Below are 17,358 nucleotides of genomic sequence, written 5' to 3' on the forward strand. Positions count from 1 at the left end.
AAATGGCTTGAGGCACCGCGCCGGCCCGGCTAGGACACCGGAGCAAAGGAGTGCAGCATCATGAGCCTCAATACGTTTGGTCACCTGTTTCGCGTCACCACATGGGGGGAAAGCCACGGGCCGGCCCTTGGGGCCACCGTGGATGGCTGCCCGCCGGGCATTGCCGTGGACGAGGTGTTTTTGCAGCAGTGGCTGGACAAGCGTCGGCCGGGGCAGAACAAGAACACCACGCAGCGGCAAGAGCCTGATGCGGTCAAGATCCTGTCAGGTGTCTTCGATGGCCAGACCACCGGCACGCCGATCCAATTGATGATCGAAAACACCGACCAGCGCAGCCGTGATTACGGTGAGATTGCCCAGACGTTTCGCCCCGGCCACGCCGATATCACCTATCACCAGAAATACGGGCTGCGCGATTATCGCGGCGGCGGGCGCAGTTCGGCGCGCGAAACCGCGGCGCGCGTTGCTGCCGGTGGTGTGGCGCGGGCGGCGTTGAACGCGTTGATCCCGGGCATCGCGGTCAAGGGCTATATGACGCGCATGGGTGAGGTCACGATCGACCGCGACCGGTTTGACTGGGATGCGATCGACGGCAATGATTTCTGGATTCCCGATGCCGCCGCCGCGCCCGAGTGGGAGGCCTATCTGCAACGACTGCGCAAGAACAAGAACTCGGTCGGGGCCGAGATCGAGGTCGTGGCGCGTGGTTTGCCTGCCGGTCTGGGCGCGCCGGTTTATGGCAAGCTGGATACCGATCTGGCCGCAGCGATGATGTCGATCAATGCCGTCAAAGGTGTCGAGCTGGGCGAGGGCATGGCCGCTGCACGGTTGACCGGAACCGAAAACGCCGATGAAATTTTCATGGGCGAACATGGCCCAGAATATTCGTCGAACCATGCCGGGGGCATTCTGGGGGGAATTTCCACGGGGCAGGACGTGGTGGTGCGCTTCGCGGTTAAGCCGACCTCGTCGATCCTGACGCCGCGCCGCTCGATCCGAATGGATGGCACCGCGACCGAGGTTGTGACCAAAGGCCGGCATGACCCCTGTGTTGGGATCCGGGCGGTGCCTGTCGCCGAGGCGATGATGGCCTGCGTGGTGCTGGATCATTTCCTACTGCATCGGGGGCAGGTCGGCGAAGGGCCACGCGGCACCATCGGGTGATCTGATTGTGCGCCTGCGGCGCGCAGGTTTTTGGGTATGAGGGGCGCTGCCCCTCAAACTCCCCGGGATATTTTTGAACAGAAGAAGGGGTGACCGGGGGGCAGCGTGGAAAGCCTTGGGTCAGGCGGGGGCTTGCTTTTGGCGCGACAGTTGGACGGCCAGAATGCCCGCCATCACGATCGCGACGCCAACCATATCGGTCAGGCCAAGGGTTTCGCCTAGAATGACGGCGGCGATTGCAACTCCCAGAAACGGATTGAGAAAGTGAAACGTGGCCGCCTTGATGGCGCCGATCCGGTTGACCAGCTTGAACCAGACCAAGGTGGCGGCCAGACCGGGAATCAGCGTGGTGTATATGAAGGCCGCGATCAACTGCCAGCTCCAGTCTATGACCAGAGGCTCAAAGCTGAGGCCGACGACACCCAAAGCGACGCTGCCCACCAGCATTTGCAGGCCGACGATCATCAAAAAGTTGCCGCCCGAGGTGGCCCCGCGCACCGCCAGAGTGGCCAGCGTGAGCGCAAGAACGCCGCCGATGCATAGCCCAACACCGTAAAGGTCAGCACCGCCTTGCAGGCGTGAGCCCATGATGATGCCGACACCGATGACGCCAGCAACCAGCCCCATTCCACCCACCAAGCCGATCCGTTGACCGAGCAAAGCCCAACTTGCCAGCCCGACCAATAGCGGCATGGTCGAGGCGATGATCGCGGCCAGCGAGGCCTCGACCGTCCGCATCGCCATGAAATACATGCCAAGATACAATGCGTTTTGACAAATGCCGAAGATGATCGTTGCGCGCCATTGGGGGCGTGTCAGCCGCCAGCTTTGGCGCAGCGCCAAGGCGATCAGCACCCCAAAGATGCCCGACACCAGAAACCGCAGGCTGAGTGCTGTCAGCGGTGGGGCAGATGCCACGATGATCCGGGCCGAGGTAAAGGCGCTGGACCACATGACGGCAAACGCCAACCCCATCAAGATCGCACGGATATCCAATATGTGTCTCCCGAATTGAAAAGGGCCGCCTGCTTGGGCGACCCTTTCCTAAACGCGCGGTCTTTGCAAGATCAGCCGTTCACGCTGTCCTTGAGGGCCTTGGCGATGGTCATCTTGACAACCTTGTCGGCCTCTTTCTTGATCTGTTCACCGGTGGCAGGGTTGCGCACCATACGCTCGGGGCGTTCGCGGCAGTAGATTTTGCCAACGCCGGGCAGGGTGACGGCGCCGCCGTTGGATACTTCGCGGGTGATGATCGCGATCACGGAATCCAATGCGGTGCTTGCAGATTTCTTATCAGCGCCCATTTCTTCGGCCAGGGCTGCGACAAGCTGTGTTTTGGTCATCGGTTTTGCCATTTCATGGTCTCCTTCAACTGCCCTGCGTTTGGGCCTCATGTGCAGATTTTAACTGTATGTTGTGACCAAACACAATGAATAGTGGCGAAAAGCAAGTGGTTTTCATGGGTTTTGTGGGGATTTTGCGGCGTTACAGGAAGGCAGTCTCGTTAAAGCTGCGCAATTTGCGACTGTGAATGCGTTCAAGTGGCATCCGGCGCAAGCGTTCGACGGCATGAATTCCGATCAGCAAATGTCGTGACACCTGCGTTTTGTAGAAATCCGAGGCCATGCCCGGCAGCTTCAACTCGCCGTGCAGCGGTTTGTCGGAGACACATAACAGCGTTCCATACGGCACCCGGAAGCGAAACCCATTGGCGGCGATGGTTGCGCTTTCCATGTCCAATGCGATGGCCCGCGACTGGCTGAGGCGCTGCACGGGCCCGGATTGGTCGCGCAATTCCCAGTTGCGATTGTCCAAGCTGGCCACGGTGCCGGTGCGCATGACCTGCTTCAGGTCGTAGCCTTCCAGTTGGGTTTCAGCTTCAACCGCCTCTTCAAGGGCGATCTGGATTTCGGCCAGCGCCGGGATTGGCACCCATGATGGCAAGTCGGCATCAAGAACGCGGTCTTCGCGCAGGTACGCATGGGCCAGAACGAAATCGCCCAGCCTTTGGGTGTTTCGAAGCCCTGCGCAATGTCCCACCATGATCCACGCATGGGGGCGCAGGACGGCGATATGATCGGTTGCGGTTTTCGCGTTGGATGGCCCGACGCCGATATTGACCAACGTGATCCCGGACCCGTCCGCACGTTTGAGGTGGAAGGTGGGCATTTGCGGCTGTTTGGACGATATCGGCATCGGGGCATCAGCGGTGGAAATACTGATATTTTCAGTGCCCACGAACTCGGTATAGCCGCTATCCTTATCGCGCAGCATTTTGCGGGCATAGGCCTCGAACTCGGACACGTAGAACTGGTAGTTCGTGAACAACACGTGGTTCTGGAAATGTTCGGGGTCGGTGGCCGTGTAATGCGACAGTCGCGCCAGAGAGTAATCGACGCGCTGCGCGGTAAACAGGGCCAGCGGTTCGGTTCCGTCCGGGGCGGCTTTATGCGTGCCATTGACGATATCGTCATTGGTGGTGCCAAGATCGGGCACATCGAACAGATCGCGTAGAGTGAAATCGGCAGCGCCTTCTTGCGGCACGGTGATCGAGGGGTCGTTTGCGACCGCAAAGTGAATCGGGATCGGCGTATCAGATGCGCCGATGGTAACTGGCACCTGATGATTGGTTAAAAGCAGGCCGATCTGTTGTTCCAAGTAATGACGGAACAGATCGGGGCGGGTCACTGTGGCGGCGTGGCTGCCCGGTGCGGCCACATGACCAAAGCTGAGGCGGCTGTCGACTTGGGCATAGCTGACCGTTGTGATCCGGATTTCGGGATAGAACGCACGGATACGCTGGCCCGGAAGCTGGCCGCGCATGGCCTGATTGAAGGCGTCGCACAAGAACCCGGTGGCCACATCATAGAGCTTGGTCAGATGGTCAACCGCTGCGCGCGCATCGGTGAATTGCCTTGGTTCGGGAAGGTCCGGCGATAGAAACGAGGACTCGGTGAGTTTCGACGTCATGCGCAATCCTTGAGGGTTGTGTCGGGTCTGACGTTGACATGGCGCACAGGGGCAATCAACCATTCCCGCAGTGAACGGCAGTCAGGTGTGATGCGCCATGAATTATGAAACGATCAGCCCCGAAGCCTTTGGCGCGGCCCTTGCCGAGCGCGACAGGCGGATCAGGCGGGGCGTAGGCCGGTTTCTACCAATAGGCCCATGCGCTTGGCCTCGTAATAGTAGCCGCGCGCATACCATTGGATCGCCTCGTCCGGGTCGCCTTGGGCCACCATATACGCGCCGCGCAAGTATTTGACCGCGTATTTCAGGTTTGTTTCGGCATCCAGCAAATCATTGGGTTGCCCGCGAAACCCCATGGTGCGGGCGGTTTGCGGTAGGATTTGCAACAGCCCGTAATAGGGCCCATTGCGGGCCCAAGGCCGGTGTGTGCTTTCGCGGATCGCCAGCCGGTGCACCAGCGAACGGGGCACTTGGTACAGATCGGCATATTTGTTGATCAGGCGGCGCAGCTCGGGTGTTTCATTGGGATAAAGCGGTGGATCGGACGGGCCGCTGGACGCTGTGACGCTTTGCGGGCGGGTCGTGCCGCAGCCCGTCACAAGTGCGGCGCAGGTCAGGGCAAGGGCGGTGCGGCGGGTCAGATGGCGCATTGGATCTCCGGGATGCAATATGGTGCCATAGTGCCACCAGCCCTGATGCAAGACCAGTTGGCACAGGTGGGGGCGGCGAAAGATCGCTTGCGCTTGCCCTTGCCTTTGCGCGCCAGATGCCCAATTCATGCGCCATGGCAAAAACACTTCTTTCTTTTGGACATGGGTTTTCGGCGCGGGCTTTGGCGCGGCTGCTGATACCGCAGGGCTGGACAATTTATGGCACGACCCGCAAGCCCGACAAAGCCGATGCACTGCGCGCCGAAGGCGTGACGCCGGTGATGTGGCCCGATGGTGATCTATCGGCGGCTTTTGATGCGGCGACCCATCTGTTGATTTCCGCCGGGCCGGATGCCGAGGGTGATCCGGTTCTGAATCGCTATCGTGATCAGGTCACAGCGATGGCCCCTCGGCTGGAATGGGCTGGATACCTGTCCACCACGGGGGTCTATGGCGACCACCAAGGCGATTGGGTGACGGAAGACACCGCGCTGACGCCGTCAACCCGTCGTGGCCGGATGCGGGTGGAGGCCGAGGCCGATTGGCAATCCATCCCCGGTTTACCGCTGCATATCTTTCGGCTGGCAGGCATTTACGGCCCCGGTCGCGGCCCGTTTGAAAAGGTGCGCCAAGGCACCGCGCGCCGGATCGTCAAGCCGGGCCAGGTGTTCAGCCGGATTCATGTGGATGATATCGCGCAGGTGCTTGAGGCGTCGATCAACCGGCCCAATCCCGGCAGCGCCTACAATGTCTGTGACAATGACCCGGCCCCGCCGCAGGACGTGATCGGCTATGCCGCCGAACTTCTGGGCCTGCCGATTCCGCCCGAGGTGCCCTTTGACGAGGCCGAGATGAGCCCGATGGCGCGTAGTTTCTATGCCGAGTCAAAGCGCGTGGACAATACCCGCATCAAGCAAGAGTTGGGCGTGTGCCTGACCTATCCTGATTATCGCAGCGGATTGGCCGCCTTGCTCGCCGAAACGGGCGGGGCCTGATCACGGTGAAGGGAGGGGTGAGGTGATTTACCCCATGGTGCAAAGGCCGAGTGCCGATACTCTGGCCCGATCTTGAAACAGGGGGTCAACATGCGCGCACAGATCGCTGGTGTTGCTTTGGCACTTGCCTGTTTGCCTGATCCGTCTTTGGCTCACGCGTCCGAGCAGGGGTTTGTCCTGCTGATGCCCACCGATGTCTACACCGACGCAGGCGTGGCCACGGTCGCGCTGACCGTGGCCTTACTGGCGATCTTGCCGGCTTGGGTGGCGGCGCGGCTGTTCCGGCCAATCCGCTTGGCCCCGCCCGCGCGGTTTGGTCTGCACCACGTCACAAGCTGCCTGTCGACGGGGCTACTGGCGTTTCTGGTCTGGCGTGGGGCGGTTGGGCCGCATGATCCGATGGCCAACCCCTTGCCGCTGTTTGTCTGGGTGGTCTGGTGGGTGGTCATGGTGGCCTTGCAGGGGCTGTTGGGCAATCACTGGCGTTGGACAAACCCTTGGACGGGACCTGCCGCTGTTTTGGCCCGCCTGACCGGATCACGCCCAATGATGCGCTACCCGTCCCGTTGGGGCCATTGGCCGGGCGTTTTCATCTTCCTTGGCTTTGCGGCCTTCCTGCTGGCCGACCCTGCACCAACCGATCCGCACCGTCTGGCATGGATTGCCGGGGGCTACTGGTATCTGACCGTGATGGGCATCACCCTGTTTGGGCCGCGCTGGTTGCTGCGCGGCGAGGCGCTTAGCATCCTGATGCGGGCCTATGCGCGGGTTGGCCTGCTGGGGCGGGTGCGCGGGCGTGTCGCAATGGGGCTTTGGGGCTGGCAGGGCTTGATCCGGCCCAAAGTGTCAACCGGGGTGGCGGTGTTCATCATCCTGATGCTGGGGGTCGGCAGTTTTGACGGGATCAACGAGACCTTTCTTTGGATGGGCTTCATCGGGGTCAACCCGCTGGAGTTTCCGGGCCGGTCCGCTGTGATTGTGCAAAACCTTGCCGGAATGCTGGTGGCCAATATGGCCCTGTTGGTAATCTTTGCCGCTTGTCTGGCGCTTGGCGACCGCCTTGCAGGAACGCGACGACCCATTTTGGAGGCGGTGCGCCTGTTCGCGCCCACGTTGCTGCCGATCGCCTTGGCCTATCATATCGCGCATTACGTGACGGTCTTTTTGGTGGATGGTCAGTATGTTCTGGCCTATCTGACCGACCCGATGAACACCGGGGCCGATCTGCTGGGCCTTGGGGATTTCCATGTGACCACCGGGTTTTTCAACACCCCCGGCACTGTCCGCGCGATCTGGTTGTCGCAGGCCGGTGGGGTGGTGACAGGCCATGTGATCGCGATCCTGATGGCGCATGTTCTGGCCCTGCGAGGGCACGGTAACAATTTGCGCGCCATTATCGCACAAGCCCCGTTGGCGATTTTCATGATCGGCTACACGTTTTTCGGCCTTTGGTTGCTGGCGTCGCCGCGCGGTGTGTAACCACGGTTGCGCAAACATTGGAAAAGCCCTTGTAATTGGGGCCAGCAATAGCTTCTTTTTATGGTCAGTCTCAGGACAGAGGAACACTCGACATGACAGACAACTCCAAGGCCCCGTCGCGTCGCACCGCGCTCAAGACACTGGCCGGAGGGGCGGCGGCCGCCACGCTGCCGCTATGGGCGCGCTACACCCATGCGCAGACGGTCGAGCCGATCCGCATCGGCTTTCAGGTGCACCGCACAGGCATCGGGGCCGCCTATGGCCGCTGGTATGATCGCACGACCCAAGCCGCCGTGCGCCTGATCAACGACGCCGGTGGCATCAATGGCCGTCCGGTCGAAATTGTCGCCGAAGACGATGGCACCGACCCCAAGCGCGGGGCCGAGGTGGTGGAAAAATTCGCATCACAGCACAATTGCGATATCGCGTTCGGCACGTTGTTCAGCCACGTGGTTATCGGTTCGGCACCGCGCGCGGGTGAATTGAAACTGCCGTATTTCGTGGTCTCCGAAGGCCACCACGTGGCCAGCGGCATGCTCAACCGCTATACCTTGCAGCCCGGCATCACCGACGTGAAAAGCCAAGTTCAGGCGATGGCGCCTTTCGTGACGGAAAATCTGGGCAAGAAGGTGACCCTGATTTTCCCCGATTATGCCTATGGGCATGATCACCGCGATTTCTTTAGCGCGGCGGTCGAGGCGCAGGGCGGCGAGGTCGTGGCCAAGCTGGCCATTCCGCCCACTGAGACGTCGTTTACCAAGTATTTCCCCAAGATCCCCCGCGACACCGAAGTGATCTATCATGTGATGGTGGGGCCGGCTGTGCTGACCTTCGTCAAGGAAATGGGCGAATTTTTTGGTGGGCGCGGGCCGGAACTGTTTGGGTTCATCGACAGCCTTGAGGCCATCGCGATTGACAGCCCCGGCCTTGAATTCCTTGAAGGCACTAATTTCTGGGAGGGGATGCCGCGCCACGCGCAGCCCGATCAATCGGAATACGATAAATTCTATCGCGCACAGGTGGGCTTGAACGAACGGGGTGCCTCGCTGAGCGATCCGACGGACGTGTCGACCTATGGCCATATGTTCGGATGCTGGGAAACCCTGTATATCGTCAAGAAGGGAATGGAGGCTGCGGGCTATCGCGGGCCACAGGACCGCGCCGCGCTGATCGAGGCGGTGGAGGCGATGAGCACCATCCCGCAGTCCAACGAACACCCCCAAGGCCCCAAGGTGTTCAACGGCAAGACCCATCAGGTGTTTGGCCAGCAGCATATCTCGCGGATCGAAAACGGTAATCTGATCAAGGTGCACACCACCTCGATCGAGGATACGTTCTATCCCGACGAGGTGGACTACACCAAGCAGCCGTTTTGATGACGACAGGGGCGGCTTTGGGCCGCCCCTTGTTCAATCAATCGTCATTGTCGCGGGCATACACATCTTCGTAGCGGATGATATCATCCTCGCCCAGATAACTGCCGGTTTGCACTTCGATCAAAACCATCGGCACCTTGCCGGGGTTTTCCATCCGGTGCACCGAGCCTAGCGGAACATAGACAGACTCGTTTTCGCTGACCAGTTTGACCGTGTCGTCAATCGTCACCTTGGCGGTGCCGGACACAACAATCCAATGCTCAGCCCGGTGGACATGGCTTTGCAGGCTGAGTGCGGCGCCGGGTTTGACAACGATCCGTTTGACCTGAAACCGGTCGGACAAGGCCAATGTTTCAAAATACCCCCATGGGCGGTGATCACGGGCAAAACTGTCGGCTTGTGGCACGGCATTCGCGCGCAGGGTCTTGACGACCTGCCCCACGTCCTGCGTGCGGTTCAGGTCGGCGACCAAAACGGCGTCTGGCATGGCAACCACCAGCATATCTTTCAGCCCAAGGCCCACCAGCTCCAGCCCGTCATGCTCGGATCGTAGCAGCGCGTTTTCGCAATCAATGGCAGTCACCGGCCCGGACATGGCCACGCCATTGGCATCAACGCCGCTTTCCTGTTGCACGGCGGCCCAACTTCCAAGGTCTGACCAATGCCCGGTGAACGGCACAACCGACAGGTTGTCGGCCTTTTCCATGACTGCGAAATCAATCGAAATATTGTCGGCCTTGGCCCAAGCCGCCGGATCAAGCCGCAAAAAGCCCAGATCGGCCTTGGCGTCGTCAACGGCATGCTGCACCGGGGTCAGCAGATCGGGCGCGTGTTCGGTATAGGCGGCTATGATGTCTTTGGCGGCGAACAGAAAAATACCCGCGTTCCAGAGGTAATTGCCGGCGTCCACCATACCTTGCGCGGCGTCGGCATCAGGCTTTTCGACAAATCGCAAAAGGGGTTGCGCTTGGCCTGACTTGTCCGGCGCGCTGTCCAGTTCCAGATAGCCATAGCCGGTTTCCGGATGGGTTGGCGTGATGCCAAAAGTCACCAAGCGACCGTTCTGCACGGCCTCAATGCCCGCCTCGACGACTTGCCAAAAGGCAGGCGTGTCTGGAATTACATGATCTGACGGCGCGATCAGCATCAGCGCGTCGGGGTCGGTGGCCGCGATATGCAGGGCCGCCGCCAAAACCGCGGGGGCCGTGTTGCGTGCATCGGGTTCGATCAGAACGACACCGGGGTTTACGCCAACTTCCAGCAACTGTTCGGTCACCATAAACCGGAAATCGGTGTTGGTCAGAATCACTGGCTCTGCGAAGCTGACCATGCCGTTCCCACCGCTTAGACGTTTGGCACAGGACTGAAGCAAGCTGTCTTGCCCGATGATACGGGTGAATTGCTTGGGATAGCTTTTGCGCGACAGCGGCCACAACCGGGTGCCGGACCCGCCGCAAAGGATGACTGGTACAACCGAATTCATTTTGAAATGACCTTTATATCTGGAAACTTTTCACGGATAGCATGGGCCGCTTTGGCGGGGAGCAGATGTCAGCTTTCGCGCTCGACGGCGGCGACAACGGTTTTCAGAACATCGTCCAGCAAACCGGGATCGACGGCTTCGGCCATGACCCGGATCAACGGCTCGGTGCCTGACTTTCGGATCAAAAGACGGCCATCGCGGCCAAGCGTCTTTTCGGCCTTGGCGATCACGTCCTGCACTGGTTCGGTCTCGAGTGGGGTTTTCCCGCGTTGATACCGAACATTGATCAGTTTTTGTGGAACCGGCTCGAACACACGGGCCAGATCGCTGGCTTTGCGGTCAGTTTCCACCATACAGGCCAGAAATTGCAGGGCACCAATCAGGCCGTCGCCGGTGGTGGCGTAATCCGTCATCACGATATGGCCCGATTGCTCGCCGCCAAGGTTGTGATTGCCATTGCGCATCGCCTCGACAACGTAGCGGTCGCCGACAGTGGTGCGCTTAAGGTCAATCCCGCGATCATTCAGAAACCGTTCAAGCCCCAGATTGGACATCACCGTCGCCACCAGCGCATTACCGGACAGGCGGCCCCCTTCGGCCCAACGCGAGGCAATCAAACCCATGATCTGATCGCCATCGGCGATCTGGCCCTTTTCGTCGATCAAGACCACCCGGTCGGCATCGCCATCCAGACAAATGCCGATATCTGCCCGCGTCTCGATGACTTTGCGGATCGCGGCATCGGGTTGGGTCGAGCCGCAATTTTGGTTGATGTTGGCCCCATCCGGCGACACCCCAACGGTGATCACCTCGGCCCCGAGTTCCCATAAAACTGCCGGGGCAACCTTGTAGGCCGCGCCGTTTGCGCAATCCACGACCACGCGCAATCCGTCCAACCGCCGCCGCGACGGGAAGGTGGTTTTGGCGTATTCCACATAGCGTCCGCGCGCGTCTTCGAACCGCTTGGCGCGGCCGATGTTTTCAGGGGCAGCGCGCGTCACACCCTTGTGCATCAAGGCTTCGATCCCGGCCTCGGCTTCATCGCTGAGTTTAAAGCCGTCCGGGCCGAAAAACTTGATTCCATTGTCACAGGCGGGGTTGTGGCTGGCTGAAATCATCACGCCGACATCGGCGCGCAAACCATGCGTCAGATAGCCGATTGCGGGGGTTGGCATCGGCCCCAGCAAAAACACGTTCATCCCGGTTGAGGTAAACCCGGCGGTCAGGGCGTTTTCGATCATATAGCCCGACAGGCGGGTATCCTTGCCGATCACCACGCGGTGCTCTTGCGTGTCGCGCCGAAAATAGCGGCCTGCCGCCTCGCCCAGCTTCAGGGCCATTTCCGCGGTCATTGGCCAAGAATTCGCCTGACCCCTGACACCGTCCGTGCCAAACAGCTTTTGTGACATACTCGCTATCCTTCGTGGTCTTACCCAAACAGCATTTCGGCTGCTGTACCTAGCTTATCCCTTAGCCGAGCTATACCACGCTGTCCAATATCCGGTTCAAAACTGTTGCAAGGATGCGCACCAGACGGCCTAAGATGTACCCTAAGCACGCTCTCGTCCGAGTTGCAATTGACGCGTGTAAAACGTCATTGCATTAAAGATCACGAGGTGGGGTGTGAAAGGGTAGTCGCCATGAAAATTGCCATGATCGGAACGGGTTACGTAGGCCTTGTGTCGGGGGTCTGCTTCTCGGACTTTGGGCACGAGGTTGTCTGCGTCGACAAAGACCCGGCCAAGATCGAAAAACTGGAACGCGGTGAGATTCCGATTTTCGAGCCCGGCCTTGATCGTCTTTTGGCCAAGAACGTCGAAGCGGGCCGCCTGTCGTTCACCATGGATTTGCCAAGCGCGATTGATGGCGCCGAAGCGGTGTTTATCGCCGTCGGCACCCCCACCCGGCGCGGCGACGGTCATGCTGACCTAAGCTATGTGATGTCCGCCGCCGAGGAAATCGCCCGCGCCGCGAATGATTATCTGGTCATTGTCACCAAGTCGACGGTGCCGGTGGGCACCAATCGGCAGGTCAAACAAACGGTGAAAAAGGCCAACCCCGATCTGGATTTTGATGTTGCCTCAAACCCCGAGTTTCGGCGCGAAGGCGCGGCGATTGATGATTTTATGAAACCCGACCGGGTTGTCGTGGGCGTTCAAACCGAACGCGCATCCGATGTCATGGGCGAGATTTACCGCCCGCTTTACCTGCGCGAATTCCCGATCATCACCACCGATCTGGAAAGCGCCGAGATGATCAAATATGCGTCCAACGCATTTTTGGCGACCAAGATCACCTTTATCAACGAGATCGCGGCGCTGTGCGAACGGACCGGCGCGGATGTCAAACAGGTCTCCAAGGGGATGGGGATGGATGGGCGCATCGGGAACAAGTTTTTGCACGCCGGGCCGGGCTATGGCGGCAGTTGTTTTCCCAAAGACACCCGTGCATTGGCCCGAACCGGGCAGGATTTCAGCATTCCCATGCAGATCACCGAAAAGGTGATATCGGTCAACGAAGAGGTCAAGCGCCGGATGATCGACAAGCTGCAAGATTTATGCGACGGCAGTTTCAATCACAAAACAATTGCCGTTTTGGGGGTGACCTTCAAGCCAAACACCGACGACATGCGCGAAGCGCCATCGCTGACAATTGTTCCCGCCCTTGTGGGCGGCGGTGCCAAGGTCAAGGTCTGTGACCCGCAAGGCCAGCATGAAGGCGTTGACCTATTGCCGGGTGTGCATTGGGTCGATGACCCATACAAATGCGTGCATAAGGCCGATCTGTTGGTCATCCTGACCGAATGGAACGAGTTCCGCGCTCTTGATCTCAAGCGGATCGCGCGCAAGATGGCCACGCCCCGCTTGGCCGACCTGCGCAATATCTATTCGGTCAAGGATGCCAAGCGCGCGGGCTTTGAAGCCTATGAAAGCGTGGGCCGCGCCGGCTTTGTGAAAGAGCCTGCCGCGGACGATCAGGCATAAGGCCCGCCGCACGCGCCACGCTCGGGCCTCAGCCGCCCCGCGCGATCAACACATCCACATGCGCTGCCGCGCTGCGCGATAGCGCGTCCAGATTATACCCGCCTTCAAGGCAGGACAAAACGCGCCCCTTGCAGTGAGTGTCGGCCAGATCGCAGAAACGGCCCGTCAACCACGTGAAGTCCTCTTCGGTCCAACGCAGTTCGGCCAGCGGATCGTCTTGGTGTGCGTCGAACCCGGCGGACAGGATCAGCAACTCGGGGCTGAACTCTTCCAGTGCCGGAAAAACTGTTTCTTCATAAGCCTGCCGCATCGCACCGCCATCACTGGCCGGGTCCAGCGGCACGTTTAGCACGTTGTCATGTGCGCCGCGTTCATCCGGTTTGCCGGTGCCGGGCCATAATGGAAACTGATGTGACGAGACAAAGCGCGCGCGCGGCTCGGACCATAGCAGGTCTTGCGTGCCATTGCCGTGGTGCACGTCGAAATCCACCACGGCGACGCGGTTCAGGCCGTGCCGCTCTAGCGCGTGACGCGCGGCGATGGCTGCGGTGCCGAACAGGCAAAACCCCATTGTGCGCTCGGATTCCGCATGATGGCCCGGCGGTCGCGTGGCGACAAAAACGTTCTGCACCGTGCCAGCCAACACCAGATCGACCCCAAGCAGGGCACCACCGACACCGCGCATCGCCGCATCGTAGGATCCGGGCGACATCCACGTATCGGCGTCCAGCTGCACGATCCCTGCGCTGGGTTCCGCGGCCCGAACCCTTTCGATATGTGCCTGCGGATGGGCCAGCCGCACGTCGTCTTCGGTGCCCAGAGGGGCCTCGAACCGCTCAAGCGTTTTGCCCTCAAGCGCATTCAGAACATGCGATAGCCGGGCAATTTGTTCAGGGTGGCCATCCGGCGTGCGGTGCTTCAGGCAATCGGAATGGGTGATCAATGCGGTTGTCATGGGGCCTCCGGTGATTTGAATGGAAAATGAACGCGAAATGGCGCGCTTGTCCAGTGCGGGCTTGTTGCGGCGCGTGCCCCATGCAAATCTTAGAGACAATGGAAAACGAAATTCTACAAGCCCCGCAAGAGATTGCGATCAGTCTTTGGGCGCAGGCACAAGTTGTTGTCGAAGGCCTGATGCGGCCATGGAATGCCTATCAGGTGGCCATTGCGATTGGCCTGTTTCTGGCGGCGCATCTTTTGGCACGGCTTTTGGGGCCCTATGTGCATGCGTGGATGCGCGGGCGCGAAGGCTGGCCGAAATGGCGGATGCGTTTTTTGGTGATGTTGCATCGCCGGTTGCGGCTGATCTTTTTCGTTGCACTGATCTGGCCCACGGTCTGGATCATGCAGTCGGTGACATGGCCCAGCCGCTCGTACCTGTTGGGCATATTGGCCAGTCTTGCGCTGGCTTGGCTGCTGATCACCATCCTCACGCGGTTTATCGTCAATGGCGTTGTCCGGACAATGGTGCGTTACGTGGCGTGGACATGGGTCACGCTTGGCATTCTTGGTCTGACTGACGAAGCCCGCAGCCTGTTGGAAAGCATAGCCGTGGAATTGGGCGATACGCGCCTGTCTTTGTGGATGGTGCTACAGGCGGTGGGCGTGCTTGCCGTTCTGATGGTCGCCGCGCGCTTCGTGTCGCGCACCACGGCGGCGCAAATCCGCCAGAACAAGGAAATCTCGCCCTCAATGCAGGTGCTTGCGGTCAAATTGCTGCAAGTCATCCTGTATAGCGCGGCGTTCTTCATCGGGTTGCGTGCCGTCGGGGTGGACCTGACCGGGCTTGCGGTTTTGTCTGGTGCTATCGGTGTGGGCCTTGGGTTTGGCCTGCAAAAAGTGGTGTCGAACCTTGTGTCTGGTGTGATCCTTTTGCTGGATCGGTCGATCAAACCGGGCGACGTGATCTCGCTTGGGGAAACCTTTGGTTGGATCAATTCCCTTGGTGCGCGCTATGTGTCGATCACCACCCGCGACGGTAAGGAATACCTGATCCCCAACGAAGACCTGATCACCGGGCAGGTGGTGAACTGGTCGCATTCCAACGATTATGTGCGGCTCGATATCTATTTCGGCACGGCTTATACAGACGATCCGCATAAGGTGCGCCGTATCGCCATAGACGCCGCCAAGGGTGTCGAACGGGTGTTGGAGTTCAAACCACCCGTTTGCCACATCGTCGGCTTTGGCGACAGCAGCGTGGATTACATCCTGCGGTTCTGGATACGTGACCCCACCGGCGGGCTGACCAATATTCGCGGCAATGTCTATCTGGCGCTGTGGGATGCGTTTCAGGAAAACAAGATTTCCATTCCGTTCCCACAGCGCGAGGTCAAGATGCTGGATGGCTCGACACTGGACACGCGCAGCCCGTCGAACACATCATATGTGTCAGACTGACAGGTATTTTCAGGCCCGGCAGTCCTTGTGGTGAAGGCATTCATTGAAAAGTCGCGTCAGTCTTGCTATTTTCAAATTATTCCCGGCACCGGGGCGGAACGGTGTGCAACGAAGGAGGACTATGTCCTGTCTTTTACGACTGATGCGGCTGGGGCCGCTGAACATGGGGTGCTCGCAATGACCCCCCCCAATGGTGCAACAAGCGAATCGCAGCTTGATCGTATTCTTACCTCGCTTGACGATGATAAAGCCGAAAATGTCGTGCAAATCGACCTGCGCGGAAAATCTGCCATGGCCGATTACATGGTCATCTGTTCGGGCCGGTCATCGCGGCAGGTTGCGGCGATCTCGGAAAAGCTGGCCGATAAGCTCAAGCAAGAGTTCGGTATCCTGTCCAAGATCGAGGGCAAGGAATCGGGCGATTGGGTGCTGATCGACACGGGTGATGTGATCGTCCATGTCTTTCGCCCCGAAGTGCGAGAGTTTTACCAGCTGGAGAAGATGTGGCTTCCCGCCGGGCAAGCCGCGGCTTCTGCCGACAGCTGAATGCGCGTGCATATCTGCGCTGTGGGCCGGATGAAACCCGGCCCCGAGCGTGATTTGACAACAGATTACCTAACCCGATTTGATCGAACTGGCCGCGCCCTTGGGCTTGGGCCGGCGCAGATGCACGAGGTTGAGGACAAAAAAGGCGGCGGCATGGCTGCCGAGGCCGCCTTGCTTGACCGTGCTTTGCCGAAAGGCGCGGTGACGGTGATGCTGGACGAGCGTGGCAAAACGCTCAGCTCTCCAGCCTTCTCGGTCCAGTTGGCGAATTGGCGCGATACGGGGCGCAGCGATGTGGCCTTTGTCATCGGCGGTGCTGATGGCATCGCGCCTGACCTGCGGGCGCAGGCCGATTTTAAACTGTCCTTCGGCGCGATGGTCTGGCCGCATATGCTGGTGCGTGTGATGCTGGCCGAGCAATTGTATCGCGCGGCCTCGATCCTTGCGGGCAGCCCTTATCACCGGGTCTGACACAAATGCGCGGCCCGATGGACCGCGCATTGCATTGGCAAAACACTTTGTGAATCAGTGACCCAGAATCTGGCTCAGGAACAGCTTGGTGCGCTCTGACTGGGGATTGTTGAAGAACTCTTCAGGTTCATTCTGTTCGACGATCTGGCCTTGGTCCATGAAAATCACCCGGTTGGCCACCTGCCGCGCAAAGCCCATTTCGTGGGTGACGCACAGCATGGTCATGCCTTCTTCGGCCAGCGATACCATGGTGTCCAGAACCTCTTTGATCATCTCCGGGTCCAGCGCCGAGGTGGGCTCGTCAAACAGCATGATGCGGGGCTTCATGCACAACGACCGGGCAATCGCCACACGCTGCTGCTGCCCACCCGACAACTGACCGGGATACTTGTCGGCCTGCTCGGGGATCTTGACCTTTTCAAGGAAATGCATCGCGATCTCTTCGGCCTCGCGCTTGGGCGTCTTGCGAACCCAGATCGGCGCCAAGGTGCAGTTTTCCAAGATCGACAGATGCGGGAAAAGGTTGAAGTGCTGAAACACCATCCCAACCTCGGACCGGATCTTGTCGATATTCTTGAGGTCATTGGACAGCACCGTGCCATCCACCGTAATTTTGCCCTGCTGATGTTCCTCAAGCGCGTTGATGCAGCGGATCAAGGTGGATTTCCCCGACCCGGACGGCCCGGCGATCACGATCCGCTCGCCGCTATAGACCGTCAAGTCAATGTCGCGCAGCACATGAAATGCACCAAACCATTTGTTCATATTTTCGATCGAGATCGCGATCTCGTCCGAGACTTTCAAAGCTGCCTGTTGTTCCGTCATGACACAGACCTTTCC

The 17,358-nt window shown here is 59.6% G+C and carries 16 protein-coding genes; 8 read left to right on the plus strand and 8 right to left on the minus strand.

Annotation, left to right across the window (positions count from 1 at the left end; all coding sequences use genetic code 11):
- The first annotated feature begins 60 nt into the window (after positions 1–60).
- Positions 61–1,164, plus strand: coding sequence for a chorismate synthase (gene aroC / locus HAT86_RS05865; protein ID WP_167194380.1), 1,104 nt, complete (start codon positions 61–63; stop codon positions 1,162–1,164).
- 120 nt (positions 1,165–1,284) lie between these two features.
- Here the strand turns inward: aroC and HAT86_RS05870 are convergent, their stop codons facing one another.
- The 4 genes from HAT86_RS05870 to HAT86_RS05885 form a co-directional block, all read right to left on the minus strand.
- A complete protein-coding gene (locus tag HAT86_RS05870; protein WP_167194382.1) occupies positions 1,285–2,160 on the minus strand; it encodes a DMT family transporter in 876 nt (291 codons plus the stop codon).
- Positions 2,161–2,231: 71 nt separating this feature from the next.
- A complete protein-coding gene (locus HAT86_RS05875) occupies positions 2,232–2,519 on the minus strand; it encodes an HU family DNA-binding protein (RefSeq protein ID WP_167194384.1) in 288 nt (95 codons plus the stop codon).
- A gap of 130 nt (positions 2,520–2,649) precedes the next feature.
- A complete protein-coding gene (locus HAT86_RS05880; protein WP_167194386.1) occupies positions 2,650–4,134 on the minus strand; it encodes an AMP nucleosidase in 1,485 nt (494 codons plus the stop codon).
- 161 nt (positions 4,135–4,295) lie between these two features.
- On the minus strand, positions 4,296–4,784 hold the full coding sequence (locus tag HAT86_RS05885) for a lytic transglycosylase domain-containing protein (protein WP_167194572.1): 489 nt from the start codon (positions 4,782–4,784) through the stop codon (positions 4,296–4,298).
- Between the two features lie 134 nt (positions 4,785–4,918).
- Between HAT86_RS05885 and HAT86_RS05890 the strand changes: the two genes are divergently transcribed.
- The 3 genes from HAT86_RS05890 to HAT86_RS05900 all read left to right on the plus strand — a co-directional run bounded on the left by HAT86_RS05890 (position 4,919) and on the right by HAT86_RS05900 (position 8,634).
- Positions 4,919–5,779 (plus strand): SDR family oxidoreductase, encoded by an 861-nt coding sequence (locus HAT86_RS05890; protein ID WP_167194388.1) that lies wholly within the window; start codon positions 4,919–4,921, stop codon positions 5,777–5,779.
- Between the two features lie 90 nt (positions 5,780–5,869).
- Positions 5,870–7,258, plus strand: a complete 1,389-nt coding sequence (locus tag HAT86_RS05895) for a hypothetical protein (RefSeq protein WP_167194390.1) — start codon at positions 5,870–5,872, stop codon at positions 7,256–7,258.
- 92 nt (positions 7,259–7,350) lie between these two features.
- Positions 7,351–8,634: an ABC transporter substrate-binding protein gene (locus tag HAT86_RS05900; protein ID WP_167194392.1), complete on the plus strand. Its 1,284-nt coding sequence runs from the start codon at positions 7,351–7,353 to the stop codon at positions 8,632–8,634.
- 37 nt (positions 8,635–8,671) lie between these two features.
- Here the strand turns inward: HAT86_RS05900 and HAT86_RS05905 are convergent, their stop codons facing one another.
- Together HAT86_RS05905 and glmM are read right to left on the minus strand one after the other, a co-directional pair.
- A complete protein-coding gene (locus HAT86_RS05905; RefSeq protein ID WP_167194394.1) occupies positions 8,672–10,117 on the minus strand; it encodes a mannose-1-phosphate guanylyltransferase/mannose-6-phosphate isomerase in 1,446 nt (481 codons plus the stop codon).
- A gap of 68 nt (positions 10,118–10,185) precedes the next feature.
- Entirely contained in the window at positions 10,186–11,526 is a 1,341-nt protein-coding gene (gene glmM / locus HAT86_RS05910) for a phosphoglucosamine mutase (RefSeq protein WP_167194396.1), read from the minus strand.
- 231 nt (positions 11,527–11,757) lie between these two features.
- On the opposite strand from glmM, the gene HAT86_RS05915 reads away from it, so the two are divergent.
- Positions 11,758–13,101: a UDP-glucose dehydrogenase family protein gene (locus HAT86_RS05915; protein WP_167194398.1), complete on the plus strand. Its 1,344-nt coding sequence runs from the start codon at positions 11,758–11,760 to the stop codon at positions 13,099–13,101.
- 28 nt (positions 13,102–13,129) lie between these two features.
- On the opposite strand, the gene HAT86_RS05920 is transcribed toward HAT86_RS05915, so the two are convergent.
- Positions 13,130–14,056 (minus strand): histone deacetylase family protein, encoded by a 927-nt coding sequence (locus HAT86_RS05920; protein ID WP_167194400.1) that lies wholly within the window; start codon positions 14,054–14,056, stop codon positions 13,130–13,132.
- A gap of 98 nt (positions 14,057–14,154) precedes the next feature.
- Between HAT86_RS05920 and HAT86_RS05925 the strand changes: the two genes are divergently transcribed.
- From HAT86_RS05925 to rlmH, 3 genes are all read left to right on the plus strand, one after another.
- Positions 14,155–15,501 carry a mechanosensitive ion channel family protein gene (locus HAT86_RS05925; RefSeq protein ID WP_196780529.1) on the plus strand — a complete coding sequence of 449 codons (1,347 nt, stop codon included), beginning with the start codon at positions 14,155–14,157 and terminating at the stop codon, positions 15,499–15,501.
- Between the two features lie 78 nt (positions 15,502–15,579).
- Entirely contained in the window at positions 15,580–16,047 is a 468-nt protein-coding gene (gene rsfS, locus HAT86_RS05930) for a ribosome silencing factor (protein ID WP_408015005.1), read from the plus strand.
- Positions 16,048–16,518 (plus strand): 23S rRNA (pseudouridine(1915)-N(3))-methyltransferase RlmH, encoded by a 471-nt coding sequence (rlmH, locus tag HAT86_RS05935; RefSeq protein ID WP_167194407.1) that lies wholly within the window; start codon positions 16,048–16,050, stop codon positions 16,516–16,518. It begins immediately after the preceding gene.
- A gap of 54 nt (positions 16,519–16,572) precedes the next feature.
- On the opposite strand, the gene HAT86_RS05940 is transcribed toward rlmH, so the two are convergent.
- Positions 16,573–17,343, minus strand: a complete 771-nt coding sequence (locus HAT86_RS05940; RefSeq protein ID WP_167194409.1) for an amino acid ABC transporter ATP-binding protein — start codon at positions 17,341–17,343, stop codon at positions 16,573–16,575.
- Positions 17,344–17,358 lie beyond the last annotated feature (15 nt).

The sequence above is a fragment of the Roseovarius gahaiensis genome, from assembly GCF_011601345.1.
Classification (GTDB): Bacteria; Pseudomonadota; Alphaproteobacteria; order Rhodobacterales; family Rhodobacteraceae; genus Roseovarius; species Roseovarius gahaiensis.